18 protein-coding genes are annotated in these 26,183 nt (G+C 72.2%); 15 read left to right on the top strand and 3 right to left on the bottom strand.

All coding sequences use genetic code 11. The annotated features are described in order from the left end of the window. Positions 1-9: 9 nt before the first annotated feature. Complete coding sequence (locus tag IEY79_RS23575; protein WP_506360348.1) at positions 10-1,644, bottom strand: MFS transporter; 1,635 nt, start codon at positions 1,642-1,644, stop codon at positions 10-12. Between the two features lie 516 nt (positions 1,645-2,160). Here IEY79_RS23575 and IEY79_RS23570 point away from each other — a divergent pair. From IEY79_RS23570 to IEY79_RS23510, 13 genes are all read left to right on the top strand, one after another. Further along, on the top strand, positions 2,161-2,949 hold the full coding sequence (locus tag IEY79_RS23570; RefSeq protein ID WP_189109557.1) for an ABC transporter ATP-binding protein: 789 nt from the start codon (positions 2,161-2,163) through the stop codon (positions 2,947-2,949). Continuing rightward, complete coding sequence (locus IEY79_RS23565) at positions 2,946-5,522, top strand: ABC transporter permease (RefSeq protein ID WP_189109556.1); 2,577 nt, start codon at positions 2,946-2,948, stop codon at positions 5,520-5,522. Before IEY79_RS23570 ends, IEY79_RS23565 begins: the two co-directional genes overlap by 4 nt. Positions 5,523-5,769: 247 nt before the next feature. After that, a complete protein-coding gene (locus IEY79_RS23560; RefSeq protein ID WP_189109555.1) occupies positions 5,770-6,054 on the top strand; it encodes a hypothetical protein in 285 nt (94 codons plus the stop codon). A gap of 10 nt (positions 6,055-6,064) precedes the next feature. Continuing rightward, positions 6,065-7,870, top strand: a complete 1,806-nt coding sequence (locus IEY79_RS23555; RefSeq protein ID WP_189109554.1) for an AfsR/SARP family transcriptional regulator — start codon at positions 6,065-6,067, stop codon at positions 7,868-7,870. 5 nt (positions 7,871-7,875) lie between these two features. Beyond that, positions 7,876-10,215 carry a TOMM precursor leader peptide-binding protein gene (locus IEY79_RS23550; protein WP_189109553.1) on the top strand — a complete coding sequence of 780 codons (2,340 nt, stop codon included), beginning with the start codon at positions 7,876-7,878 and terminating at the stop codon, positions 10,213-10,215. Next, a complete protein-coding gene (locus tag IEY79_RS23545; protein WP_189109552.1) occupies positions 10,205-12,154 on the top strand; it encodes a TOMM precursor leader peptide-binding protein in 1,950 nt (649 codons plus the stop codon). The genes IEY79_RS23550 and IEY79_RS23545 overlap by 11 nt, the downstream gene beginning before the upstream one ends. Positions 12,155-12,180: 26 nt before the next feature. After that, the gene (locus IEY79_RS23540; protein ID WP_189109551.1) at positions 12,181-13,806 is read left to right on the top strand and encodes a nitroreductase family protein; all 1,626 of its coding nucleotides are present in this window, start codon (positions 12,181-12,183) and stop codon (positions 13,804-13,806) included. 29 nt (positions 13,807-13,835) lie between these two features. Beyond that, entirely contained in the window at positions 13,836-16,670 is a 2,835-nt protein-coding gene (locus IEY79_RS23535; RefSeq protein WP_229701067.1) for a lantibiotic dehydratase, read from the top strand. Further along, positions 16,667-17,707 (top strand): lantibiotic dehydratase C-terminal domain-containing protein, encoded by a 1,041-nt coding sequence (locus IEY79_RS23530; RefSeq protein WP_189109550.1) that lies wholly within the window; start codon positions 16,667-16,669, stop codon positions 17,705-17,707. The genes IEY79_RS23535 and IEY79_RS23530 overlap by 4 nt, the downstream gene beginning before the upstream one ends. Further along, positions 17,704-18,828: a M50 family metallopeptidase gene (locus tag IEY79_RS23525; RefSeq protein WP_229701066.1), complete on the top strand. Its 1,125-nt coding sequence runs from the start codon at positions 17,704-17,706 to the stop codon at positions 18,826-18,828. The genes IEY79_RS23530 and IEY79_RS23525 overlap by 4 nt, the downstream gene beginning before the upstream one ends. 59 nt (positions 18,829-18,887) lie before the next feature. Then, positions 18,888-19,811, top strand: coding sequence for an ABC transporter ATP-binding protein (locus IEY79_RS23520; protein WP_189109549.1), 924 nt, complete (start codon positions 18,888-18,890; stop codon positions 19,809-19,811). Between the two features lie 161 nt (positions 19,812-19,972). Further along, positions 19,973-20,728 carry an ABC transporter permease gene (locus IEY79_RS23515; RefSeq protein ID WP_189109620.1) on the top strand — a complete coding sequence of 252 codons (756 nt, stop codon included), beginning with the start codon at positions 19,973-19,975 and terminating at the stop codon, positions 20,726-20,728. Continuing rightward, positions 20,725-22,713, top strand: a complete 1,989-nt coding sequence (locus IEY79_RS23510) for a TOMM precursor leader peptide-binding protein (RefSeq protein WP_189109548.1) — start codon at positions 20,725-20,727, stop codon at positions 22,711-22,713. Before IEY79_RS23515 ends, IEY79_RS23510 begins: the two co-directional genes overlap by 4 nt. Positions 22,714-22,836: 123 nt before the next feature. On the opposite strand, the gene IEY79_RS23505 is transcribed toward IEY79_RS23510, so the two are convergent. Beyond that, positions 22,837-23,013, bottom strand: a complete 177-nt coding sequence (locus IEY79_RS23505) for a thiazolylpeptide-type bacteriocin (protein ID WP_189109547.1) — start codon at positions 23,011-23,013, stop codon at positions 22,837-22,839. A gap of 206 nt (positions 23,014-23,219) precedes the next feature. On the opposite strand from IEY79_RS23505, the gene IEY79_RS23500 reads away from it, so the two are divergent. Beyond that, on the top strand, positions 23,220-24,518 hold the full coding sequence (locus tag IEY79_RS23500; RefSeq protein WP_189109546.1) for an amidohydrolase: 1,299 nt from the start codon (positions 23,220-23,222) through the stop codon (positions 24,516-24,518). Between the two features lie 2 nt (positions 24,519-24,520). Then, a complete protein-coding gene (locus IEY79_RS23495) occupies positions 24,521-24,802 on the top strand; it encodes a hypothetical protein (RefSeq protein ID WP_189109619.1) in 282 nt (93 codons plus the stop codon). A gap of 56 nt (positions 24,803-24,858) precedes the next feature. Here IEY79_RS23495 and IEY79_RS23490 read toward each other — a convergent pair whose 3' ends face one another. After that, positions 24,859-25,839 carry a helix-turn-helix domain-containing protein gene (locus tag IEY79_RS23490; RefSeq protein WP_189109618.1) on the bottom strand — a complete coding sequence of 327 codons (981 nt, stop codon included), beginning with the start codon at positions 25,837-25,839 and terminating at the stop codon, positions 24,859-24,861. Positions 25,840-26,183: the final 344 nt, after the last annotated feature.

Below are 26,183 nucleotides of genomic sequence, written 5' to 3'. Positions count from 1 at the left end.
CGGCCTGCTTCAGGAGGCGCCGGTCGCGGGGTCGGTGGCCTGGTGGGGCTGGGTGCCCGGGGCCGGGTCCGGCGGCGGGTCCTGGTGGACGGGGAAGCGGCGCGGCGCCACGAAGAGGAGCACCAGCAGGCAGAGGGCGGCGGCGCCGGCCGCCCCCAGGAAGACGGCGTCGACGGCCGAGTCGACCGCGCGGCGCAGGAAGTCGGCCGCGCGGTCGGTGAGGGCCGCCGGGTCGTCCAGGGCGTGCGACACGGAGTCGAGATCGCGCGGGAGGCCGGTGCCCGGCGAGTCGGCGAGCCTGTTGCCGATGACGCCGTTGGCCAGCGCTCCGAAGAGCGCGGCGCCCACGCTCTGACCGAGCTGGCGGTAGAAGAGGATCGACGCCGTCGCCGTACCGCGCTCCGACCAGCCGACCGTCCCCTGCACGGCGATGATCAGCGGGAGTTGGAACAGCCCGAGCGCCGCGCCGAGCAGCAGCATCAGCAGCGCCGGCTGCCATGCCTGGCCGGGGAAGGGCAGCAGGGGGAAGGCCAGCAGGACCAGCAGTGCGAAGGTCATGCCGGTGACGGCGGTGAGGCGGAAACCGATCCGGTTGTAGACGCGGTCGCAGAGGGCCGCGCTGATCGGCCAGGTCAGGGTGATCGCGGAGAGTACGAAGCCGGCGGCTATCGGGCCGAGGCCGAGGACCGACTGGGCGTACGTCGGCAGGAAGACCGTCGGGGCGATCATCAGCAGCCCGAGCGCGCCGAGCGCCAGGTTGACGGCGGCGATGGGACGGCGGCGCCAGACCCAGCCGGGGATGATCGGGTCGGCCGCGCGCCGTTCGACGAGGACGGTGACGGCGGCGAGCAGCGCGGTGCCGGTGAGGAGCGCGATCGAGGGGGCGGAGAGCCAGGGCCAGGCGACACCGCCCTGGACGAGCGCGGTGACCAGGAGCGTGCCGGTGGCGAAGACGGCGAGCGCGCCCGCCCAGTCGATACGGGGGCGGGGCCCGGCGCCGGTCCTGGGGCGGGGAATCCGCTTCTTGCGCGCGGATTCCCCCGCCTCGCGGCCGCTCGCGGGCGCGACCTGGCGGCCGGGCTCGTGGAGATGGCGGACGGTGAGGTACAGCGCGAGCGCGCCGACCGGCAGATTGATCAGGAAGATCCAGCGCCAGTCCGCGTACCCCGCGAGCAGTCCGCCGAGCGCGGGGCCCGCGACGGCGGACGTGGCCCAGACGGTGGAGAGCTTGGCCTGGATCTTGGGGCGTTCCTTCAGCGGGTACAGGTCGGCGGCGATGGTCTGCACCGTGCCCTGGATCGCACCGCCGCCGAGGCCCTGGACGACGCGGAAGGCGACCAGGGAGCCCATGTTCCACGCGGTGGCGCAGAGGACCGAGCCGATGAGGAAGAGGACGATGCCCGCGATCAGGACGGGCTTGCGGCCGAAGGTGTCGGAGAGCTTTCCGTACACGGGCAGGGTGACCGTCGCGGCCAGCAGATAGCCGGAGAAGAGCCAGGAGAAGATCGAGAAGCCGCCGAGGTCTCCGACGATCTGCGGGACGGCGGTGGACAGGATCGTGCCGTCCAGCGCCGCCAGTGCCATGCCGAGCATCAGGGCGGCGACGACGGGACCGCGGCGGGGCTCGGGTACGACGGGGGTCACTGGATTCCTTCCCTATGCAGGTATCTCCGGGAACAGCCTCTCACTCGACACTCCCGCCGCGGCAGGGTGCAGGTTGGTCCCGGAGTGAACCCTCAGGGAGGCTCCACCTGAGGGTGGAGAGCCCTTAGGTGGTCCTCCCTACTTCCGCCGGGGGCCGGTTCGTCCCGCTGGAGGATGAGAGGAGCGGTGCCCGTTCTTTAAGTTGGTCTTACACCGCAGGGGGCCGGTCGGGGGGCCGGTCGGTGACGGGGGGGAAGGGGCCCGAGGGGGGGCTACCACCAGGAAATGCTGAGGGAAACCCCAGCAGAAGTGTGAGCCTTTCCCCAGCGCGCCGGAGTACCTGGGGCGAGCAGACTCAAGGCACTGCGGGACGACCGCACGGGACGACCGCACTCACGAACGTACGGCGCGAAGAACCGCCGCTCAGCACTCAGCACTCCGCACCACACCACACAGCGCGAGGCGCCCATCCGTGCCTCACGACGCCTGATTATCAACAGACTTAGGAGACTTACCGTGACAACGGCTGTAACCATCCCCAAGCACGGGGGCACGGGAGGGCGTTTGGCCGTCGCCGCGCGAGCGCGGCAGGTCGTCAAGGCCTACGGCTCCGGGGAGACCCGGATCGTCGCGCTCGACCATGTCGATGTGGACATCGCCCGCGGGCAGTTCACCGCGATCATGGGCCCGTCGGGCTCCGGCAAGTCGACGCTGATGCACTGCCTCGCCGGGCTCGACACGGTCACCTCGGGGGAGATCTACCTCGACGAGACCGAGATCACGAAGCTCAAGGACAAGAAGCTCACGCAGCTGCGCAGGGACCGGATCGGCTTCATCTTCCAGGCCTACAACCTGCTGCCGACGCTCAACGCCCTGGAGAACATCACGCTGCCCATGGACATCGCGGGCCGCAAGCCAGACCGGCAGTGGCTCCAGCGGGTCGTGGAGACCGTCGGTCTCGCCGACCGGCTCAAGCACCGGCCCACCCAGCTCTCCGGCGGTCAGCAGCAGCGCGTGGCGGTCGCCCGCGCCCTCGCGGCCCGGCCCGAGATCATCTTCGGCGACGAGCCCACCGGAAACCTGGACTCGCGGGCCGGCGCCGAGGTGCTGAACTTCCTGCGCAGGTCCGTGGACGAGCTGGGACAGACCATGGTGATGGTCACCCATGACCCGGTCGCCGCGTCGTACGCGGACCGGGTGCTCTATCTCGCGGACGGCCGGATCGTCGACGAGATGCGCAACCCGACCGCCGAGCAGGTCCTCGACCGTATGAAGAACTTCGACGCGCGGGGGCGGACGTCGTGACCGTCGTCAAGACATCGGTGCGCAACTTCCTCGCGCACAAGGGACGCATGGCGCTCTCCGCCGTCGCCGTCCTGCTGTCGGTGGCCTTCGTCTCGGGGACGCTCGTCTTCACCGACACCATGAACACCACCTTCGACAAGCTCTTCGCCTCGACCTCGTCCGACGTCACCGTCAGCCCCAAGGGTGCCGCGGCCGCCGACGAGATGCCGTCGCAGACCGGCAAGCCCGAGTCGCTGCCGGCGTCCGTCGTCGCACGGGTCGAGAAGTCGCCCGGCGTGAAGTCCGCCGAGGGCGCGGTCAGCAGCATGAGCGTCACGGTCGTCGACTCCGAGAACGAGAACGTGGGGGCGTCCAGCGGCGCGCCGACGATCGCGGGCAACTGGACGCGGAACGACCTCCGTTCGATGGAGATCACCTCCGGGCACGCCCCGCGCGGCCCCACCGAGGTCATGGTCGACGCCGACACCGCCGACAAGCACGGCCTGAAGCTCGGCGACGAACTGCGCACCATCGTGGTCACGGGCGACATCAAGGCGAAGATCGTCGGTATCGCCACCTTCAAGGTGACCAACCCGGGCGCGACGATCCTCTACTTCGACACCGAGACCGCCCAGCGCGGACTCCTCGGTGAGACCGGCCGGTTCACCCAGATCAACGTCGTGGCCGGCCAGGGGGTGAGCGACACCCAGCTCAAGACGGACCTCGCGGGCTCGCTCGACGGCGCGTACAAGCTCCAGACGCAGAAGGAGATGACGGACTCGGGCCGGGAAAGCGTCGGCTCGTTCCTCGACGTGATGAAGTACGCGATGCTCGGCTTCGCCGGGATCGCCTTCCTCGTCGGCATCTTCCTCATCGTCAACACCTTCTCCATGCTGGTCGCCCAGCGCACCCGGGAGATCGGCCTGATGCGGGCCATCGGGTCCAGCCGCAAGCAGGTGAACAGGTCGGTGCTGCTGGAGGCCGTCCTGCTCGGCGTCGTCGGCTCGATCGCCGGTGTCGCCGCGGGCGTCGGGCTGGCCGTGGGCCTGATGAAACTGATGTCGGCCATCGGTATGGAGCTGTCCACCCAGGACCTCACCGTGAAGTGGACGACCCCCGCGGTTGGGCTGGCGCTCGGGGTGATCGTCACCGTCCTCGCCGCGTACATACCGGCTCGCCGGGCCGGGAAGATCTCGCCCATGGCGGCGCTGCGGGACGCCGGTACGCCGGCCGACGGCCGCGCCGGACGGATCCGGGGCACGATCGGCCTGCTCCTGACCGCCGGCGGTGTCGCCGCGCTCCTCACCGCGACGCAGGCCGAGAAGGCGAGCGAGGGCTCCCTGTTCCTCGGTCTCGGCGTGGTGTTCACCCTCATCGGCTTCGTCGTCGTCGGCCCGCTGCTGGCCGGCTTCTTCGTCCGCGTCCTCAGCCTGTTCGTCCTGCGGGCCTGGGGTCCGGTCGGGCGGATGGCCGAGCGCAACGCGCTGCGCAACCCGCGGCGTACGGGAGCCACGGGCGCGGCCCTGATGATCGGACTGGCCCTGGTGGCGTGTCTGTCGGTGGTCGGTTCGTCGATGGTCGCCTCGGCGACGGACGAGCTGGACAAGTCGGTCGGCGCGGACTTCATCATCCAGTCCAGCAGCGGTCAGCCGATCGTGCCGCAGGCCCAGAAGGCGCTGGAGGCGGCGCCCCACACCTCGCACATCACCGAGTACAAGTCCATCGAGGCCAAGCTGACCACGCCCGACGGGAAGACCGTCAGCGAGGATCTGGCGGCTGCCGACTCGACGTACGCGCAGGATCTGCGCCGCGAGACCGTCGCGGGGGAGCTGTCCGCCGCGTACGGCAAGGACGCCATGTCCGTCGGCGACACGTTCGCCGAGGAGCACGGTGTCAAGGTCGGGGATGTACTGACCGTCGCCTTCAAGGGCGGCGAGACCGGCAAGCTCAAGGTCGCGGCGATCACGTCGGACGACGTGTCGGTGGACAAGGGCGCCAAGTACCTCTCCATCGCCACCGCCGAGCGGTATCTGTCGGCGGAGCGGCTGCCGAAGAACATCCTCATGTTCGCGGCGGCCGACGACGGCAAGGAGAAGGAGGCGTACGCGGCGCTGAAGGACTCGCTCGCCCCGTACCCGCAGTACAAGGTCCAGGACCAGACGGACTTCAAGCAGGATCTGAAGGACCAGATCGGCCAGCTGCTCAACATCGTCTACGGTCTGCTCGGACTCGCGATCATCGTGGCGGTGCTGGGAGTGGTGAACACCCTGGCGCTGTCGGTCGTCGAGCGGACCAGGGAGATCGGACTGCTGCGGGCCATCGGCCTGTCGCGCCGTCAGCTGCGCCGCATGATCCGCCTGGAGTCGGTGGTCATCGCCCTCTTCGGAGCGCTTCTCGGCCTCGGTCTGGGCATGGGCTGGGGCACCGCGGCACAGAAGATCCTCGCCCTGGAGGGCCTGGGGGTCCTGGAGATCCCCTGGCCGACCATCGGCGGAGTGTTCGTGGCCTCGGCCTTCGTGGGACTGTTCGCCGCTCTCGTCCCGGCCTTCCGGGCCGGCCGCATGAATGTCCTGAACGCCATCGCCACGGATTAGCGGCCGCCGAAAGGCCGCCGAACGGCGGCCGTTCGGCGGGCCAACGTAGGTTTTCGGCTCCGGTGGGTGTCCTCCACACCCACCGGGGCCGATGCCGTTTTTCCTGGTCGGGGTGGTGCTGACAACAAGCTGCGCGCGTAGATGCAGCAAGCTGACACGGAGCCGCCCCCCATTTCGAGACACCCGCTGCCATCGTCGTCCCACCGGAAGTGATCCGGTCCGACGGAACGATTCAACAGGGGGAATTGTGCTCGGTGTACCGCACTGCAACTCCACGAAGACCACGGCCCGTTCGCGCACCGCACGTCTCGCTCGCTCCGCACGTACCGCCCGGTTCGCACGTACCGCTCTCGCCCTCGGTGTCTGCACCGCGGCGCTGACCCTGTCGGCGGGGACCGCCGCCGCCGCCCCCGCCCCCGCAGCCCCGCCGGCCGGCGCGGTGACCACCTGTCAGTCGGCCGCCGAGTCCCTCCCCGCCCCGGTCGCCGGCGAGGTCATGGCCCTGTGCAAGCTAGTCAACGGCTGGGACTGAGGCGCGGCCGGTGCGGTTTCAGCTCCTCGGGCCGCTCAGCATCGCCGACGGCCCCGACACCGTCGTCCTCCAGCCCTCCAAACCCACCATTCTCCTCGCCTCGCTGCTCCTGCACGCCAACTCGGTCGTCTCCGCCGACTACTTGCAGCGGACCATGTGGGGCGAGGAGCAGCCGGCCACCTCACGGGCGGCCCTCCAGACCTGCGTCCTGCGGCTGCGGCGGCTGTTCACCAAGCACGGGGTCACCGAGACGCCCATCGAGGCGGTGCCCGGCGGCTACCGCATCACGGCCGGGCCCCGGCATCTCGACCTGATCGGATTCCGTGAAGAGGTGCGGCGCGCCGCGGAGACCGCCGACCCCGAGAGCGAACTGCACGTCCTCAAAGGGGCGTTGTCGCTGTGGGAGGGCTCCGTCCTGGCCAATGTCCGCTCCGACGTGCTCCACCGCGACGAGGTGCCCCGGCTCGTGGAGGAGCGGCTGCGGACCCTGGAGCGCGCCTGCGATCTCACGCTCCGGCTCGGCCGCTGCGGCGAAGCGCTGGTGGAGCTGTGGAGCGCCAGCCGCGCCCACCCCGGACATGAGCGGTTCCGGGAACAGCTCATCGAGGCCCTTTACCGCACGGGCAGGCAGACCGAGGCACTCGCCGAGTACCGGATGGTCAAGGAGTATCTGCTCGACGAACTGGGCTTGGACCCCTCGCCCGCGCTGCGCCGGCTGGAACTGGCCATCCTGCGCGGCGAGGACCTGGGACCCGCGGACGACCGGCACCCGGCCGCCGCCGCGTACGTCTCCGGCGGCGCCGGAGAGCGCCGGCTCGCCGCCGCACCCGCCGCCCCGGCCGCGCCGCCGTCGGCGATCGTGGGACCTGTCCCGGCCGTGCACTCCTTCACCGGGCGCACCGCCGAGAGCGCCGCGCTCCTGGAACGGCTGACCGCGCCCGGCCAGGAACCGGTCACCCTCCTGGTGTCGGGGGCGCCCGGCATCGGGAAGACCGCGCTGGCCCAGCATCTCGCCCACCAGGTCAGGGACAGCTTCCCGGCGGGGCTGTTCATGGTGCGCATGGTCGCCCCGGACGGTACGCCCCGGGGCCCCGACGACGCGGCGGCCGAGGTGGCCGCCGCCCTGCGCGACCAGGTACGCGGCGAGCGCGCGCTGCTCGTGCTGGACGACGTGGTCGACGCCGACCAGGTCCGACCGCTGCTGCCGGCGAGCGCCGACGGCGCGGCGATCGTCACCAGCAGGCGCGGCCTCGCCGGCCTCGTCGCCACCCACGGCGGCTGGGTGCTGCGGCTCGGCACCTTCGCCGGGGAGGAGTCGCAGGGGCTGCTGCTCGCCGTACTCGGCGCCGAACGCGTCGAGGCGGAGCCGGAGGCGGCCCGGCGCCTCGCCGAAGCCTGCGGCCACCACCCGCTGGCCCTGCGCATCATCTCGGCCAGGCTGCTCACCCGGCCGGCCCTGCGGCTGGCCGACTCCGTCAGCTGGCTGGCGGAGGACCCGCTGGCCCGGCTCTCGCTCGCCGACTCGCCCGAGCTGTCGGTGCACCGCGTGCTCGGCGGGGCGCTCGACCGGCTCGACCCCCGGCTCGCCGACGCCTTCCTGAAGGTCGCCGCGCAGATCCCCGACCACTTCACGGCCGAGGACAGCGTGCGCGTACTCGGGATGTCACCCGTCGAGGCGGACGACGTACTGGACCGGCTCGCCGACGCCGGACTGCTCGAAGAAGGGCCGCCCGGCCCGTACCGGGTGCACGAACTGCTCCGTGTGTACGCGCGCAGAACCGCGCCGTATCGATCCCGACCGATACAGAAGGTGTGAATCCCATGGCTGCAGAAGCGACAGCGACCCCGACGGCCGTCGCGCCTCCGGCCGCGCAGGCGGCACAGGCACAGGCACCGGCGGCACAGGCACCGGCCGAGACGGCACCGGCACCGGCGGCCTCCGCCGCGACCGCCTTCGACGCCCTCGCGGGCACCCGCCCCCGCGTCCGCCGCGACGTGCTCTTCACCGAGACCCCCGGCGGGGTCCTCTTCCACAACGCCGACGGCGGCTTCCACCTCACCGGCCGAACCGCCTACCGCTTCGCCTCGCTGATGGTGCCGCACCTCGCGGGCCACCACCGCCTCGCCGACATCTGCCAGGGATTCGGCCCCGCCCAGCGGGCCATGGCCGCCGAACTGGTCAAGACGCTGTACGAGCGCGGCTTCGCCCGTGACATCCCCGAGGACGAGACGTCACCCGGGGATTCCGCCGCCCCCGTCCCCCACGGCCTGACCGAAGCGGTCACCACCCGGTTCGCCGCCCAGATCGCGTACGCCGACCACTACGCCGACGGCGCCCTCGCCCGCTTCCACCGCTACCGCACCACCCGCGTCGCGATCCTCGGCACCGGCCCGGTCGCCCGCTGGTGCGCGCTCAGCCTCGTCCGTAACGGCGGCGGCCGTCTCGCCGTCGAAGGAGACACCGGAGGCGACCGGACCCTGCTCGCCGAGATCGCCGAACTGGCCGCGCGGGACTGCCCGGTGACCGTCGACGGCCTTCCGGCGAACCCCGGCTGGAGCGCGCTCGACGGCTACGACATCGTCGTCGTCACCGGAGCCGACGCCTCCCTCCGCACCCACGCGCTGCTGTTGGCGGGCGTGCCGGAGGGCAAGACCCTCATCCCCGCCTGGACGTTCGGCCGCCGTTCGGTCACCGGGCCGCTCAGCAAGGCCGGTTCGGCGGGCTGCTGGTCCTGCGCGGTGCTGCGCCTCGGCGGCAACACCGACGCCGGAACCGCCGCCGACATCTGGAGCGAGGTCGCGGGCGGAGCCGCCGGCCGCGCCGCCGGACACTCCCCGCTGACCGGCCCGCTCGCCGCGATGTCCGGCAACCTCCTCGGCTACGAGATCTTCCGACTCACCACCGGCGTGCTGCCCGCCGAGACGGAGGGACAGGTACTCGTCCAGGACCTCGAATCGCTCGACGTCATGGCCGAGCCCGTCCAGCCCCACCCGCGCTGCGCGCTCTGCGCCCCCGCCGCCGCGCCCCGCCGCCCCGCCCTGCCCGGTGGACTGACGCTCCCCGTCACCCCGACCGTGGAGAGCGCGGGCGAGGCGGAGGCCCTGGTCGAGGATCTCAACCGGATCAGTACGGCGCTGGTACGTCCCTTCACCGGCATCTTCGGCCGGTACGACGACGAGAGCCTCACCCAGACACCGCTCAAGATCAGCCGTGTGGAGATGGCCGTCGGCCATGGACCGCGCAGGCGGATCGCCGCCTTCGACGTGCACCACCTGGCGGGCGCCCGGCTGCGCGCGCTGTACGCGGCGGCCGAGACCTACGTCGAGCACGTCGTGCCGGTCACTCCCGACAGCGACGCGACCGCGCCCGCCGTCGCCCCCGACCGGCTGACCACGGGCAGTGGCACCGGCGCGGCCGTCGAGACGGTCGGCGCCTGGCTCACCGCGGCCTCGCTGCTGACGAAGGAGCCCGTGCGCGTACCGGCCGCCGCGGTACGGCCGTTCGGCCCGTACAACGCCGGGCGTCTGCACCAGCCGACCACCGCCGGCGCGGGCGCGGGCCCGAGCCCGCAGGAGGCGGCGGGCCGCGGTCTGCTCTCCGCGCTCGCCCACGGCGCGCTGCTGCGGGCCGTACGGGGCGAGGCGCGCTGCGCGCTCGTCACCTCGCCGGCGGCCGGCGAGCAGGACGCCGATCCGGAGCTGGTGTTCCTGCTCAAGTCCGTGCCGAACGTGGGCATCAGGGCCGAACTCGTCGACCTCGGCGAGGAGGCGCACTCCGGCGCCCATGTCGTCCTGGCCCGCGAGGTGGACAACGGCCGCTGGGCCGTCGCCGCCGGGCTCTCCCGGACCACCGCAGCCTGCGCCGCCCTGCGCGATCTGCTCGGCCAGGTGCAGCTCGACACCGAGGACCCGGAATCCACCGTCGATCTCGGCGACCCGCTGATGGGTGAACTCGCGCCCGCCACCGTCCTGTTGACCGACGAACCGATCGCCGCCGACGCGACCGCCACCACCTTCGAGGCGGTCCTCGACCGGCTGCGCGAGGCCGGGCGTGACGTGCTGTACGTCGACACCACCCCGGCCGACCTGCCCGCCGGCGGCATCAGCACGGCGCGCGTCCTGCTCACCACCGGCGTGGAGGGTGCGCCCGATGCCGGCTGATCCCTGGGAGCGGTCCGCCCGCGACCTCGCCACGCTGATGCGCCGCGGCTTCGGCGCGGTCTCCGCCCTGCCCGTGCCCGCGCTGGACGTCGCGCCGCTCGGCGTGCGCGACGCCTTCGCGGACGAGGAGCCGGCACCTGAAGTGGGTGTGCCCGTACGGTTCTACGGCCGCCACGCGGTCGTCGGCCCGTTCCCGGCGGACGGTGCCGACGACGCCGGGGGCGCGGCCCGACACCGCCCCTGTGTCCGCTGTCTCGCCCGCCGTTGGCAGGCAGTGCGCTCCGTCGCGCTGCGCGAGGCCCTGGAGCTGGGCTCCGGAACCAGGGCCGCCGGGGAGTCGCCGTACATCACCCCGTTCACCGCCGACGCCCTCGCCGGGATCGTCGCCGCCCGACTCGCCGGGCAGGGGCCGTCGACCGGCTCCTTCCCGGCGGTCCACCTGGTCGATCTGGAGACCCTCAGGACACGGCACTACCCGCTCGTGCCCGACCCCGAGTGCCCGCACTGCGGACGGGGCGAGGAGGACACCCCCGAGGGGGCCGTCCTCACGCTGAAGCCCGCGCCCAAGCACAAGCCCGGCAGCTTCCGGATCCGCGACATCAGCGGGTACGAACTGCCCTCGGAGCCGTACGCCAACCCCGTCTGCGGCTCGCTGGGCCCCTCCGTCGTGCACGACATCTCCTCCACGTCCACCTCGGCGACCATCGGCTGTTTCTCGATGCGCTCCGGCGACTATCTGCGCGAGACGTTCTGGGGCGGCCACGCCGACACCTTCGCGCAGAGCGTGCGCATCGGTGTGCTGGAAGGACTGGAGCGGTACGCCGGGATGCGCTCGCGCGCCAAGGCGGCCGGTGTGCAGGGTTCACTCGACGGGCTCCGGGCAGCCGGGGAACGCGCCCTGGATCCGCGTGAAGTCGGTCTGTACTCCGAGGAGTTCCACCGTGCGAACCCGCGTGTCACTCCCTTTCACCCGGACCGCGAACTCCCCTGGGTCTGGGGCTACTCGCTCCGCGACCACAAGCCGATCCTCGTGCCTGAGGTGCTGACGTACTATCACGCGCCCGGTCTGGAGAACCGGTTCGTGCAGGAGAGCTCCAACGGCTGCGCGTCCGGGGGCTGTATGGAGGAGGCCGTCTACTTCGGCCTCATGGAGGTCGTGGAACGCGACGCCTTCCTCCTCACCTGGTACGGGCGCGCCGCCCTCCCCGAACTCGACCCGCGCACCAGCACCCGCGCCGCCACCCGGCAGATGGTCGACCGCCTGGAGATGTACGGCTACGAGGCCCGCTTCTTCGACACCCGGATCAGTTTCCCCATCCCGGTCGTCACCGGCGTCGCCGTCCGCCCCGACGGCGGCAGGGGCCGGATGTGCTTCGGCGCGGGCGCCGGGCTCGACCCCGAGTCGGCCCTGGCGGGGGCGCTGTGCGAGATCGCCACGGACGCGGTCAACCTCCAAGGCCGCACCGAGCGGGACGAGGTCCGGCTGCGCGCCATGGCAACCGACTACGACAAGGTCGCCGCGCTGCACGACCATCCGCTCGCCTACGGCATCCCCGAGATGGGGAACAACGCCCACTTCCTGATCGGCGAGCCGGGCGCGCCCCGGCCGCCCGTGCGCTCCCTCGCGGAGGCGTACGGCGACGGATCGCTGCCGCCCGTTTCCGACGACCTGCGCGACGACCTCGACCGGTGTGTCCGTGCCGTGACCGACAAGGGATTCGACGTGGTCGTCGTCGACCAGACCATGCCCGAACAGCGCGACCTCGGTCTGACGACGGTCTCGGTGCTCGTCCCCGGCCTGCTGCCCATCGACTTCGGCTGGACCCGGCAGCGCGCGCTCGGTATGCCCCGGCTGCGTACCGCCCTGCGCGAGGCGGGGATGCGCGACCACGACCTGACCGACGCCGATCTGAACCTGGCGCCGCACCCCTTCCCCTGACCCGAACCCCTGAGAGGAGTCCCACCATGGGGTACGCCCATGACTACGCCGCCGCGATCATGCAGCGGGGCCGGGTCCCGATGGCACCGGCCGATTTCGTGCCGAACTGGTCCGACGGGCCGCGCAAGGCGAAGTACTACCCGGGGGTCGACAGCCTGCCGCTGCCCGCCGCCGGCTACCCGGCCGACGCGAGCCTGGACCGCGCCTTCGGCGACAGGTCGGCGACGGGGGAGGGGACGTTCGATCTGACGTCGCTCTCCGGCATGCTCCTCGACTCGTACGGCCTGACCGGCCGCCGGCTCGGTGTGCAGGCCAACACCGACCTGAGCGCCCTGCCGTTCTACCCGCTCGCCAACTGGTCGCGGGGCTCCGCCTCCGGCGGCGGTCTCTACCCCGTGAGCGTCTACTGGGTGTCCGGACCGCGCGGCCCCGTCACGCCGGGCGTCCACTACTACTCCACCCGGCACCACACCATGCAGCGTCTGCTCACCGGAGATGTCTCCGGGGAGGTCCGCGCATCGCTGGGCGGGCACGGCCCGGACACCGACCAGTATCTGGTCCTGGGCATCAAGTACTGGCAGAACTCCTTCAAGTACAACAGCTTCTCCTTCCACGCCGTGAGCATGGACCTCGGCGCCGCGGTGCAGACCTGGCGCATGTGGGCGGGCGCGCGCGGGCTGTCCGTCGAGCCGGCGATGTGGTTCGACGAGGCACGGCTCCAGAAGCTGCTCGGGGTACGGGGCGACGAGGAGGGCGTGTTCGCCGTCATCCCGCTCAACTGGGCCGGCGAGCACGGCGGTTCGGCCGTCAAGACCCCCGGGCCGGGCCCCGGGAAGGTCTCCGTGAAGCGCCGTGACATCGAGCGCTCGCGCGAGGTCTTCACCTTCGACGCGCTGCTGAGGATGCAGGCGACCACCTCCGCGCACGCGACCGAGCGGCCCGCTCCCGGTGCGCTCGCCCCGGCCGCCGCGCCGCCCGCCGACCCGGACCTGCCCCTCGCTCCGCTGCCGGCCGCGCGGCCGATGCCCGCCGACGTACGCACGGCGCTGCGCCGCCGTCGCAGCAGCTTCGGCCGCTTCGACGCGAGCCGGCCGGTCACGGGTGAGCAGCTGGCGGCCTGTCTGGCCGCGGCCGGCGCGGGCTCGCGCCTCGGCGGCGACACGGGCACGGGCACCGGCACGGGTGGGAGCGCGGGCGGTGAAGGCGTACGGCTCGCGAAGCTGTACGCGTTCGTCAACCACGTCGAGGGCCTGGAGCCCGGCGCGTACGCGTACGACCCCGACGCCCATGAGCTGCGACTGGTCAAGGCGGGCCGCCCCGGCGAGTTCCTCCAGCGCAACTACTTCCTCTCCAACTACAACCTGGAGCAGGCCGGCGCCGTACTGGTCCCCACGATCCGTACGTCCGCCGTACTCGACGCCGTCGGCGACCGCGGCTACCGCCTCGTCAACGCCACCATCGGCGCCGTCGCGCAGTCCCTCTACACCGCGTGCGGCGCGCTGGAGCTGGGCTGCGGTGTCGCACTCGGCTTCGACAACGTGTCGTACATCGAGGAGCTGGGGCTCGACGCGACCGGCGAGGCCCCGCTCCTGATCATGATGGTCGGCAACGAGCGTCCCGCCCCCGCCGACTTCCGGTACGAGATCGCCTGAGCCGATGACCTATCCGGAGGGGGACAGGGATGCCTGACCAGGCGTACCAGACACACCACCAGGACCCGAGACGCGCGTTCATGCTCCGCGTCGCCGGGCTCCCGATCGACACCGTGCGCGCCCTGCGCTGCCCGGCGACCCGCCGCTGGGCGGACACCGTGCTCGCGGAGGAGGAGCGGCTTCGGGTGGCGGGGGAGCGGGTCGGCGATCTGCTGCACGACCTCGTCGGCCGCACCGGCGACGGCGCGGACTCCGGGCCCGGAGAGGCCGCCGACCGCCGCGCGCTGCTGAAGCTGCGCCGCGAGGTGTTCAACAACCGGCTGCCCCAAAGGCCCGGCGAGGCACTGGAGTTGGTGGCCGGACGCGACGCGGCGACGGGTGAGGCACTGTCCCGCTGGCTGCTCGACCGCCGGGAGCTGGCCGGACTGCGGGCCACCGGCGCCGGTCTCTTCGCCGGCGAGTGCGCCGAGGCGCGTGCCGCGCTCCGCGAGATCGCGGGCGAGGACCGGCTGCGCAAGGGGCTGCTGCTGGCCTCACCCACGCTCGACGCGCAGATCGACGCCTTCGTACGACAGGGTGAGGGCAAGCCCGACAAGCGCCGCAGGAAGATCGAGCGCTCGCTGCTGTCGTACCTCTACCGGACCGTCTGCAAGACCAGCCCGTTCTCCACGTTCACCGGTGTCGCGCTCAGTGAGTTCGAGGACGGGCCGGCCGGGGACGGCGGCTTCGAGGTGCGGGTCGCCGAGGAGTGGACCGGGCACGCGCGGCTCAACGTCGTCGCGCTCGGCCGCCTCGCCGAGTGCGTGATCGCCGATCCCGTACGCCGCGCCGATCTGCCCGTGGCCCCGGCGTCCGGCTGGGGCAGGGACGACGACCGGGTGCGTTACGTACGCCGCTGGGTCACCACCGGCGACGACGACACGGCCGTCACCTTCGACGCGGTGAAGGACCGGCTGTTCTTCCTGCGCCGCAGCGGCACCCTGGAGCGCCTGCTCGACTTTTTCGAGGAGCACCCGGCCCTGCGCTACGGCGAGTTGGCGGCCTGGCTGGCCGACGACGCGGGGGCCGGGGCCGACGAGGCCGAGCAGTATCTCGCCGCGCTGCTGGACCTGGGGATGGTCCAGGTCCCCGCGCTGCGTACGGCGGTTCACGACACCGACCCCCTGCGGGCCTTCCAGCGTTCGCTGCGCGAGCTCGGCCGCCCGTGGGCCACGGAGCTGGCCGGGCGGCTGGACGAGGCCGTCGCGCTGACCGACCGGTTCGGCGGCGCCGGGCCGGCCGAGCGCCGCCGGGTGATCGCCGCGCTCAGGGCCACCCTCCAGGACATCCAGTCCGGACTCGGCGCCGAGAGGACACGCGTGCCGCGGACCCTGCTGTACGAGGACGCGGCCGCCGGACGCGAGACGGCGATGGACCTCGCCGCCTGGCGCGAGCTGACGGCGGAGCCGCTGAGCAGGGTGGAGAGCGTGCTGCCCGCCTTCGACCTGACGCTCCCTCAGCGGGTCACCTTCAAGGGCTTCTTCCTCGCGAGGTACGGCCAGGGCGGGCGCTGCGACGACCTCCTCAAACTGGTGCACGACTTCCACGAGGACTTCTTCGACCAGTACATGACGTTCACCGGGAGCCGTACGACGTTCGACGCGGACGGGCGGTACGTGCCCGAGGTGAACTGGCTCGGACTGCCGCAGCTCAAGGCCATCGACACCGCGCGGCAGATGTTCGTCGAGCGGATGCGCGCGCTCTGGGCGTCGGGCGGCGGCGACGGTGACGGCGGTGACCTCGGTGAGATCGACCTCGACGCCGGATTCCTCGCCGACGTCGCCGCCGAACTGGCCCCGGCCGCGCCGAAGTTCGCCCCCATGAGCCACCACATCCAGCTCGCCGACCGCCCCCACGACCCACTGGTCGTACTCAACCGCTCCTACGGGGGTCTGTCCTTCCCCTTCAGCCGCTTCACCCATTGCTTCGACGGGCTCGACACCGCGCTGCTGGCCGGCGCCGCCCAAGTGCGCCCGCCGGGCGCGGTGTTCGCCGAGGTCACCGGCGGCCCCGTCACCAGCAATCTCAATCTGCACGGGCGGCTGACCGAGTACGAGATCGTCTGCCCGGGCGAGACCGGCACGCTGCCGGAGGAGTACCGCATCCACCTCGACGACCTCTACATCGAGCATGACGACGACGGGACCGCCGACCGGCTGGTGCTGCGCTCCGCACGGCTCGGCCGCGAGGTCGTCCCCGTCTACCTCGGCTATCTCGTCCCGCTCGCCCTGCCCGAACTGCCCCGCACCCTGCTGCTCCTGTCGCCGACCTCGATGGCCCCGCTCAACGTGTGGGGCGGGGTCCCGGAGGGCGAGCCGGTGGGCGGCGTCAGCCGCAGACCGCGCGTGCGGCACGGCAGCGTCGTCCTGAGCAGGCGCAGCTGGAGCGCGCCCGCGGCGGAGCTTCCGCTGCACGCGCCGGGCGTCTCCGACGACGAGTGGTTCCTCGGCTGGCACCGCTTCCGCCGGGCGACCGGGCTGCCCGACCGGGTCTTCGTGACCGTCTCGGACAGCGGGGCGCGTGGCGCGACGGGCGCCAAGCCGCAGTACCTGGACTTCGACAGCGCCCTCTCACTGACCGCGTTCGAGGCGCTGCTCAAGACGGCGGAGGCGCGCGTCGTCTTCCGCGAGATGCTCCCCGACGAGGACGGGCTGCACGCCGTCTCCGGCCGTGGCCGTCATGTCTCCGAACTGGCCGTGGAGACGCTGGCCGGAGCGCCCCCGCTGCCCGCGCCCGAGAACCGCCGCCCGGAAGACCTCGCACCCGAAGACCTCGTACCCGCGGAACTTCTGTCCGCCGACTCCGCACGGAGGGACGCCTCATGACCGGCACCGCACCCGTCCCCGGCGACTGGCAGGCCACACACGTCTTCTACGCCGCCAACCCCCGGCCCTTCCTCCTCCAGTGCGTGCGCCCGCTCGTCGCCGAGCTGGAGGCGGAAGGACTGATCGACAACTACTTCTTCATGAACTACTGGCTCGAAGGCCCGCACGTACGGCTGCGGATCAGGCCCGTCTCCGAGGCCGTGGCCGCCACCGTGCGCACCCGCACCGAGCGTGCCGTCGACGCCTTCCTGGCGGAGCGGCCCGCGCTGTACGAGGTCGACTCCGGCTTCCTCAACGACTTCTACAACACGCTGTTCGAGATCGAGTTCCCCGGCAGCGAGCGCGGCCACTACATGGACGACCAGGGCCGGATGAATCTGCGCCCCAACAACTCGCGCAGCGCCGAGCCGTACGAGCCGGAGTACGGAAAGTACGGCGGCCCCGCCGGGATCGAGCTCGCCGAGTGGCACTTCCGGCACTCCAGCGACCTCGTCATCGAGGCCCTGCGCACCAAGAACCTGCATCTGCGGACCGTGCTGCTCGGCACCTCGGCGCAACTGATGATGGTCATGGCGGGGACCTTCCTCCCCGACGACCGGGAGCTCACCGAATACCTGGAGAGCTACTACGAGTTCTGGCACACGGCCTTCCCCGGCACCGGCTTCATCGGCACCGTCGAGTACGACAGGAACTACGCGGCGATGGCACCGGGCCTCACCGACCGGTTCGCGCGCATCAGGTCCGCCGTCGGCGCCGGTGAACCCGGCCGGCTGCCGGCCTTCCTCGCTGGCTGGGCCGAACACTGCGCCGAACTGAACCGGCGCGCCCGCGAGTTGACGCTCAACGGTGATCTCGTCTTCCGGTCCTGGGACGGCGAGCGGGACGAGCGGGTCACGGACCCGGCGGTCGCGCTGCCGCTGCTCCTCTCCCCGTACATGCATATGACGAACAACCGGCTGCACGTCACCATCCGCGACGAGGCCTATCTCTCGCACGTACTGGGCCGGACCCTGCGGGAGGCGGTGGCCGCGCCGTGACCGTCCCCGTGGACCACCGGCCGACGGACCGGTACCGGCCGAGCCTGCGCACCGGCGTGCTGGTCAGTGAGGCGTTCCTGCTCGGCGCGAGGACCGTGCATCTCGTCAAGGACCCGCGGAGCGGCAGGTCGTACGAGGTCGGGGTCAAGGAGCACTTCCTGATCGCGCGCATGGACGGCACGCGTGGTCTGGACGAGCTGGGCGCCGAGTACGCGGCGGAGTACGGCAAGCGCCTCGGCGACGCCAACTGGCAGCGGTTGCTGGGCATGCTGGGGGTCCGGGGGCTGCTGGCGGGCGGCCCCGCGAGCCCGCAGACCGAGACCACCGACTCCTGGGGCGGGCCGCCCAGGCGCACCCTGCTGCGCGGCACGCTCCCCCTGGTCGCCGACGCCGACGCGACCGCCGAGCGCCTCCACCGCGCCGTCGGCTTCCTGCTCGCCGCCCCCTTCATGGTCCCGCTGCTGCTCCTGATCACCGCCATGGAAGCGGTCGCCGTCGCGCGGCTCGGCGAACTCGTCGACGGGGCGGTGGCACTCTTCACCAACCCGGTCCTGCTCGCCGGCGCCGCCGCCCTGCTCTGGTTCAGCACCGCGCTGCACGAGCTGGCCCACGGGGTGGTGGCGAGACGCTACGGCGGGCAGGTCGCCGAGATCGGACTGCGCTGGCGCCTGCCCGTCGTGATCATGTACTGCACCGTCGACAACTACCTCTATCTGCGCGACCGCTGGCACCGGATCGCGACAGCAGGCGCGGGCGCGGTGATGAATCTGGCCGTGCTGCTGCCGTTCTGCGCGGTGTGGCTGTTCGCGCCGGTGGACGACGCCACCGGCGAGGCGCTGGCCGGGCTGCTGCTCCTCGGCAGTGTGCAGGCGCTGGCCATGCTCGTACCGTTCCCGCCGCTCGACGGGTACAAGATCGCCGCGCAGCTCTGCGGCGCGACCGGACTCGCCGCGTCCAGCAAGGAGTACGTACGGCTGGCGGTGCGGCGCGACCCGGCGGCGAAGGCGTATCCGCGCCGGGCCCGTACCGCCTATCTCGCCTACACGGCGGGCTCGACGCTCGTACTCGCCGCGATCCTCGCCGCCGTCGTCGCACTGATCGTCCACCTGCTCGCCAGGTGATCCCGCCCGGCTGAACCGCGCCCCCGCCCCACCGCTCACGTGATCTCAAGGAGACCCGCATGACCCCCACACCCACCGGCACCGACGGCCCCGCCGTCGTCCTCGACACGATCCACAAGCGGTACGGGGAGAAGCGGGCGGTCGACGGCATCTCGCTGACCGTCCCGCGCGGCGAGTTCTTCGGTCTGCTCGGCCCCAACGGCGCGGGCAAGACGACGCTGGTCGAGATCATGGAGGGGCTGCGCCGCCCCGACTCGGGCTCGGTCACCGTCCTCGGCCGGCACCCCTGGCCGCGTGACCCGGAGCTGCTGCCCCGGCTCGGGGTGCAGACCCAGGCGTCCGCCTTCTTCGTACGGCTCACCGCGCGCGAGCACCTGGAGACGGTCGCCGCGCTCTACAGGGCGGACCGGGCGGCGGCCGAGCGCGGTCTCGCCGCCGTCGGCCTCACCGAACAGCGCGACGTGCGCGTCGACGACCTCTCCGGCGGCCAGCGCCAGCGGCTGGCCATCGCCTCCGCGCTCGTCCACGACCCCGAACTGATCTTCCTCGACGAGCCGACGGCGGCCCTCGACCCGCAGGCCCGCCGCGCGCTGTGGCAGGTGCTGCGCGCGCTCAAGGGCGCCGGGCGGACGATCGTCTACACCACGCACCACCTGGACGAGGCCGAGGCGCTCTGCGACCGTGTCGCGATCGTCATCGACGGCCGGATCGTCGCACTGGACTCACCGGGCAAGCTCGTCGCCGCCAGCAGTTCGGTCACCCGTCTGCTGGTCCCCGCCGAGCGGCTCTCGCTCGGCGACGCGCAGGCCATTCCCGGAGTGCTGCGGGCCACCGAGGACGGCGACTCGATCGTCCTGGAGACCGAGGACTCGGGCCCGGTGCTCTCCGCCGTGGACGCGCTCGCCGGACTGCACGGCGTGCAGACACGCACGGCCAGCCTGGAGGACGTGTACCTCGAACTGACCGGCAGCCCGCGGTCCTAGGGGGTGTCCGGCCGATCTTGCCGGACAGCCCCGGCCCGCGCCCGACGCGCGACCGAGAACCAAGAGACGGAGCAACGACCATGAGCACTACGAGCGCATCGGGCACCCAGCCCACGACGCCCGGTCCCGGTACGTCGACGCCCCCGGCACGTACGCGCGCCATGAGCGCCTACTCCGCGCTGAGCCAGGCCGGTTACAAGGCGTACACGCGGGACAGGACGACCCTCTTCTTCACCTTCGCCTTCCCCCTCCTCTTCCTGGTCGTCTTCGGCCTGATCTTCCACGGCATGACCGTCGAGGAGAGCGGACGCCCGTACATCAACTACATCGCGCCCGGCGTGCTGTCGTGGGGCGTCGCCAACGCCGCCGTCTTCGGCGTCGGGTTCGTCATCATGCAGTGGCGCCGCGACGACATCCTGCGGCTGATCCGGATGACACCCACACCGCTGCCCACGATCCTCGGTTCGCGCTATGTGCTGGCGCTGGCCATCGGCACCGTGCAGGCGGCGATGTTCATCCTCGTCGCGATGCTGCCGTTCTTCGGCCTCGAACCGGCGGGGAGCTGGCCACTGGCGCTGCCGGTGCTGTTCCTCGGCATCACCGCGTTCCTCGCGGTCGGCGTGATCGTCGGCTCGTTCGCGAGGACACCGGAGGCGGTCGCCGCCGTCGCCAACTGTCTGATGGTGCCGATGGCGTTCCTGTCCGGGTCGTTCTTCCCGCTCGACGCCATGCCGGGCTGGATGCAGAACGTGTCCCTGGTGCTGCCGCTGCGCTACTTCAACGACGGCATCTCCGCCGCCATCACCGGTGACGGGGGCGGCGGCGACATCCTGGTGGCGTGTGGTGGCATCACCGCCTTCGCCGTCGTCTTCGGCGCGATCGCGCTGAAGACCTTCCGCTGGAGCGACCAGTCATGACGACAGCGACCGGGACACCGACGACCGGGACACCGACCGCGGCCGCCGCCGACGGCACCCCGCTGGAGCGCGCCCGTGCCCGCCTCCAACAGGGCCTGACCGCGCGGTACGAGGCTTCCGGCCCGCGCACGGCGGAGCTGCCCGCCCCCCTCGTGCTGCCCCTCGGCGGCGCCGACGTGCTCGGTTTCGGGCACCGGGACCCGTACGCCGTCCCGCGCCCGAGCGCCAACGTCCAGCTCACCTCCCGGGCCGCCCTCGTCGGGCCCTGGGGCGGCGACACCGAGGCCGCCTGCGGCCAGTGCCTCGCCATGCGCTGGCAGCGGCTGCGCAGCCGCTCCGAGCGGGAGGCGCTGGAGCTGGGCCACGAACCGCACGGCGCCGCCGACTGGCCGCTGCTCACCGACTACGCCGTCGACGCGGTCTGGGCGGCGTATCTCGCCGTCCACACGGGGGAGTTCACGCCGCCCGCCACCACCGGCGCCGACCGCGAGCTGCCCCAGGTCACCCGCGTCGACCTCGGCACCCTCGCCACGGCGACCTTCCCGCTGCTGCCCGAACCGCTCTGCCCGTCCTGCGTCCCCGGCCGCCCCGACACCGCGGACGCCGCGCGCATGCGGCTGACGGCCCGGCCCAAGCCGGACCCCGACGGTTACCGGCTGCGCCCGCTCGGCGCGTACCCGCTGCCGACCGCCGCGCTCGCCAACCCCGTCTGCGGCGCGCTCGGTTCGGACACCTGGATCAACCCCGCCTCCACGACGACGGCGCCGGTCGCCGGCACCCACTTCGTGCGCGGTTACGCCGGACTCAACGACGTCACCTGGAGCGGCCAGGCCAACAGCTACTCCACCAGCCGGACCCTCGCCTACCTGGAGGGACTTGAGCGGTACGCGGGCACCCACCGCCGCCGAGGCACGACGCCGGTCGTCGACTCGTACAACAATCTCGCCGCCGACGCGCTGAACCCGGCGGACTGCGGCTTCTACTCGGACGCGACGTACGAGAAGGACCATCTGGTCAGCCCGTTCGACCCGGACCGGCCGATCCCCTGGGTGTGGGGCCACTCGCTGCGCGACGAGCGGCCGATCCTCGTCCCGGCGCGGCTGGCGCACTACAGCGCGGGCGTCGACGCCGACAACTTCGTCTTCGAGTGCTCCAACGGCTGCGCCACCGGCGGGAGTCTGGAGGAGGCGATCCTCTTCGGGCTGCTGGAGCTGATCGAACGCGACGCGTTCCTGCTCGCCTGGTACGGCCGCGCCCGGCTCACGGAGATCGACCTCGGCTCGTGCCGGGGCGGCGCGATCCGCACCATGCTCGACCGGGCCTCGCTGCACGGCTACGACGTGCACGCCTTCGACACCCGGATGGACCTCGCCGTACCCGTCGTCACCGCTCTCGCGGTCCGGCGCGACGGCGGTCTCGGCACGCTCTCCTTCAGCGCCGCCGCCGGATTCGACCCGGAGGGCACCGTCGACGCGGCCCTCTCCGAAGTCCTCACCTACATCCCCCACCTGCCCTACCAGGTCGCCGAACGCGAGGGCGAGCTGCGCGAGATGGCCGGCGACTACCGCAAGGTCCTGCACCTCAAGGACCACGCGCAGCTGTACGGCCTGCCGGAGATGACGCACCACGCGCGCGAGTATCTGGAGCCGACGGCCGTGCGCACGCTGGAGGAGACGTACGCCGACTGGGCCCCCGTCCGGCCGCGTACGGGCGATCTGCTGGACGATCTGCGGCTGCTGCGCGACGAGTTGGCGAGCGCGGGCCACGACGTGATCGCCGTCGACCAGACGACGCCGGAGCAGCGGCGGATGGGGCTGCACACGGTCAGTACGACCGTGCCCGGTCTGCTGCCGCTGGACTTCGGCTGGACGCGGCAGCGCGCCCTGCTGATGCCCAGACTGCGGACGGCCCTGCGGGCGGCCGGGCGCCGTCCGGACGACCTGCCGGAGCGGGAGATCAAGGCGGTTCCGCATCCGTTCCCGTAAGTCCGCGGGGGGTCTGCCGGGTCTCGCCCCCGGCAGACCCCCCTGACGACTCGGCGCGCACGACGGCGACCGGCCCCTCGCCCGGTTCGGGCTGAGGGGCCGGTCGCTCGCTGCGAAGCCGGATCAGGCGGAGCAGGAGGTGGTGCTGGTGGTGCTGGAGCAGGTCGACGTCGAGGAGGACGACGTGGAACCGGCGAGGACGACCTCGACCGCGTCCGAGTAGTCCGAGATCTCGAAGGTCTCCGACTCGAGCTCCAGGATCTCGTCGGCGAGGGTGGCGAGACCGGTCTTCGGGGCCATGGGGTTCTCCTTCGGTCACCGGGGCTTCACCGGCTTCTCCGGCGGCGCTCCCTTGCGATGTCCTCATTCCACCCGCGCCCGCTGTCAGTTCGGCCCGGCTTTCGCTGTCACACCGCTGACACCCGGTGTCAGCGGAATGTGCGTTCCGGTGCGCGTCGCCTGCCGCACGCTCGAACTCGAACCTCAAGCAAGGAGGTGAACGGCGCATGATCGACGCGCTGAACGACGACACACCCCGAGCGGCCACGCCCGCGGCCGACCCCCCGTCCCCGGTCTCCCCCCTGCGCCCGGCCGCCGGCCCCGCCGCCGTACCGCGCGACACCCTGCGGGACGCCCTCGGGCTCTATCTCGAACTGCACGCCCACCCCGAGCTGTCCGGCGCCGAGGTCCGGACCGCCGGGCGCCTCGCCGCCCGGCTGGAGGGCGACGGCGCGAGCGTCACCCGGGGCGTCGGCGGCCACGGCGTCGTCGGCGTCCTGCGCAACGGCGCGGGCCCCGCCCTCATGCTCCGCGCCGAGCTGGACGCCCTGCCCGTCGGCGAACGCACCGGCCTGGCGTACGCGAGCACCGTCCCCGGCACCATGCACGCCTGCGGCCACGACCTCCATCTCGCCTCGGCGGCGGGCGCGTTCGCCCTGCTCGCGCGGGAGCGGGACAGCTGGAGCGGCACCGTCCTGGTCGTCGGGCAGCCCGCCGAGGAGACCCTCGAAGGAGCGGAGGCGATGCTCGCCGACGGTCTCTACGAACGGTTCGGCGTCCCCGACGTGGTCCTCGCCCAGCACACCGCGCCCATGCCCGCCGGGATCCTCGCGCACGGCCGGGGCCCGATGATGGCGGCGAGCGCCGCGCTGGAGGTCGTCGTCCACGGCTACGGCGGCCACGCCGGCACCCCGCAGCTGACCGTCGATCCCGTCGTGACCGCCGCCGCGACCGTCATGCGCCTCCAGACGGTCGTCTCCCGCGAGACCGCGCCGTCCGACCAGGTCGTCCTGACCGTCGGTTCCCTGCGCGCGGGCCGACGCGGCAACGTCGTCCCGGACTCCGCCGAGTTGAGCGTCACCGTCCGCGCGGCCACCGACCACGCCCTGGAGCGGGCCCTGTCGGCGGCGGAACGGATCGTACGGGCGGAGTGCGCGGCATCCGGCTGCCCCAGGGACCCCGACATCACGCTCGTCTCCCGGGCACCCGCGCTGCTGCCCGACCCGGCGGTGACGGCGAGCGTACGAGCGGCCCACGAGCGGGAGTTCGGCCCGCACCGGGTGGTGGACTGGCCGGGCTCGATGGCGACCGAGGACTTCCCCCGCTTCGCCGTCGGCGGCGTGCGGACGGCATACTGGATGGTCGGTACGGCGTCCCCGAGCCAGTGGCGCGCCGCACGCTCGGGCGGCCGGCCGGTACCGCCCAACCACTCGGCGGAGTTCGCCCCCGACGCGAGGACCGCCCTGCCGGCCGGTATCGCGGCCATGGCGACCGCCGCCAGGCAGCTGTTCAAGGAGACACGGTGACGATGACGGCCCAGTGGCACGGGTTCACGGACGTCGAGGACGTCCCCCGGTACGTGGAGGTGGTGACGGTCCGCGAGGACAGCACGGCCCCGTCCGCCGAGACGACGGCCGTCCGCCTGGTCGGGCTGCTGCCGCCGCACTGGAGATGCGTTCCCGAGGTCGCGGGGGACCGGGTGCGGCTCTGGATCGAGCGGGAGCGCGGGACGAGCGACACCGACATCCGCCGCAGAGTCCGGGAGGTCCTGGCGGACACGGCGCTGCGGGGCTGGACGGAACAGCGCTGAAAGCTGTCTGACGCCCCGTCAATTGTTGGCGCGGCCACCGGCCCGCCGACTCGCCCTCAGATCCAGCCCCGTTCGCGGGCCAGCAGCGCGGCCTGCGCGCGGCTGGCGGCGCCGAGGGCCTGGAGCAGGTCGGCCACGTGTCTTCGATACGTACGGACGGAGATCCCCAGGTCCCGGGCGCCCGCCTCGTCCTTGCCCGCCGTGCACATCGAGATCAGCACCTGCTGCTCCATTCCGCTGAGCCCGCCCACCGCGCCGGCGGTCTCCTCCTCGACGGCCAGCAGATCCTCCGCCTGCGCCCAGATCTTCTCGAACAGGGCGATGATGTTGGCGACGAGCCCGCTCTTGTGCGCCAGCAGCGCGCCGCGCGCGGTGTTCTGCGGATCGACCGGCACCAGGGCCGTACGGCCGTCGTACACCAGGATCCGCTCGGTGATGTTCTCCGCGACCCGGATCTGCGCCCCGCGTCCAACCAGCTCGCGCAGGTACTCATAGGTCGGCAGGTCGTCCAGCGCGGCGGTGTGCACCACATTGCGGATGCGCACCCCGCGCCGCAGACATCGCAGGTCCAGCGGGCGGGACCGTTCGATGTTCTCCGGCGAGAGCTTCGTGTACGGCTCCACGGACAGGATCTCGTCGCGCGCGAAGAAGGCGAGGTCGTCGATCCGGTTCCGTATCTCCGTCAGGCCCTCCAGCTGCTCGATGCCCTGCACCGGGGGCATCCGTGAGCCCTGCTCCGCGCGTAGGCCCTCCACCAGATCACGCGCCTGCATCACCAGCCGCAGCTCCTCGTGGAGCGCGTTGAGCCGCGCGTCGGTCAGCCGCGCCAGCGCCACGCCGGGGTCGGCGGGCGAGACCCGGTGCTGATCGCTGTCGGGGTGGAGCAGGCCCAACTCCCGCAGCCGGTCGAGGCTGCGCCTGGCCTCGTCCTGTTCGGTGTGCACCAGCAGATGGATGTCGTCCGCCGAGGTGTCCGGATTGCGAAGAAAGTGGCGGTAGATCTCTTCCTCGGTCGGAGTGACGCCGAAGACGGACATCTCGTTGTCGCCCAAGACTTGGCCTCCGCTACTTGATCGGTTCACGCCGAGGGTTGGGGTGGGGGTGTCGGTGCAGCTCGGAGGGACGCTGGGGAGAGTAAAGGCAACCCCATGGTTCTGTAACTGATCCCGCGGGGAACTGCGCGGTGGACATCGGTGAACCCGGTGTGACGCGGGGCCTGTGCGCCCGGCGCGCCGGGTTGCGAACCGGGCTCGCGGACGCACGCGGATCGCCCTGTGTCCGGTCTTCGGCAGTCTCCCCGATGGGATCCGTGTAGTACATGGCGTGAACGGCGGTAACCCGCGTGTGCCGGCGGACGATGGGCTTCCGATGACTGGAATTT

Origin of the sequence: Streptomyces camponoticapitis, from assembly GCF_014646115.1 — a bacterium.
GTDB lineage: Bacteria > Actinomycetota > Actinomycetes > Streptomycetales > Streptomycetaceae > Streptomyces > Streptomyces camponoticapitis.
The sequence above is the reverse complement of the archived record's forward strand: the minus strand, read 5'-3'. Positions and strand labels throughout refer to the sequence as shown.

Excerpts from the sequence above, each read along its gene's own strand:
- IEY79_RS23510 (WP_189109548.1), top strand. The coding sequence starts at position 20,725 with ATGACGACAGCGACCGGGACACCGACGACCGGGACACCGACCGCGGCC.
- IEY79_RS23500 (WP_189109546.1), top strand. The coding sequence starts at position 23,220 with ATGATCGACGCGCTGAACGACGACACACCCCGAGCGGCCACGCCCGCG.
- IEY79_RS23505 (WP_189109547.1), bottom strand. The coding sequence starts at position 23,013 with ATGGCCCCGAAGACCGGTCTCGCCACCCTCGCCGACGAGATCCTGGAG.
- IEY79_RS23520 (WP_189109549.1), top strand. The coding sequence starts at position 18,888 with ATGACCCCCACACCCACCGGCACCGACGGCCCCGCCGTCGTCCTCGAC.
- IEY79_RS23490 (WP_189109618.1), bottom strand. The coding sequence starts at position 25,839 with ATGTCCGTCTTCGGCGTCACTCCGACCGAGGAAGAGATCTACCGCCAC.
- IEY79_RS23515 (WP_189109620.1), top strand. The coding sequence starts at position 19,973 with ATGAGCGCCTACTCCGCGCTGAGCCAGGCCGGTTACAAGGCGTACACG.
- IEY79_RS23530 (WP_189109550.1), top strand. The coding sequence starts at position 16,667 with ATGACCGGCACCGCACCCGTCCCCGGCGACTGGCAGGCCACACACGTC.
- IEY79_RS23545 (WP_189109552.1), top strand. The coding sequence starts at position 10,205 with ATGCCGGCTGATCCCTGGGAGCGGTCCGCCCGCGACCTCGCCACGCTG.
- IEY79_RS23550 (WP_189109553.1), top strand. The coding sequence starts at position 7,876 with ATGGCTGCAGAAGCGACAGCGACCCCGACGGCCGTCGCGCCTCCGGCC.
- IEY79_RS23535 (WP_229701067.1), top strand. The coding sequence starts at position 13,836 with ATGCCTGACCAGGCGTACCAGACACACCACCAGGACCCGAGACGCGCG.
- IEY79_RS23540 (WP_189109551.1), top strand. The coding sequence starts at position 12,181 with ATGGGGTACGCCCATGACTACGCCGCCGCGATCATGCAGCGGGGCCGG.
- IEY79_RS23495 (WP_189109619.1), top strand. The coding sequence starts at position 24,521 with ATGACGGCCCAGTGGCACGGGTTCACGGACGTCGAGGACGTCCCCCGG.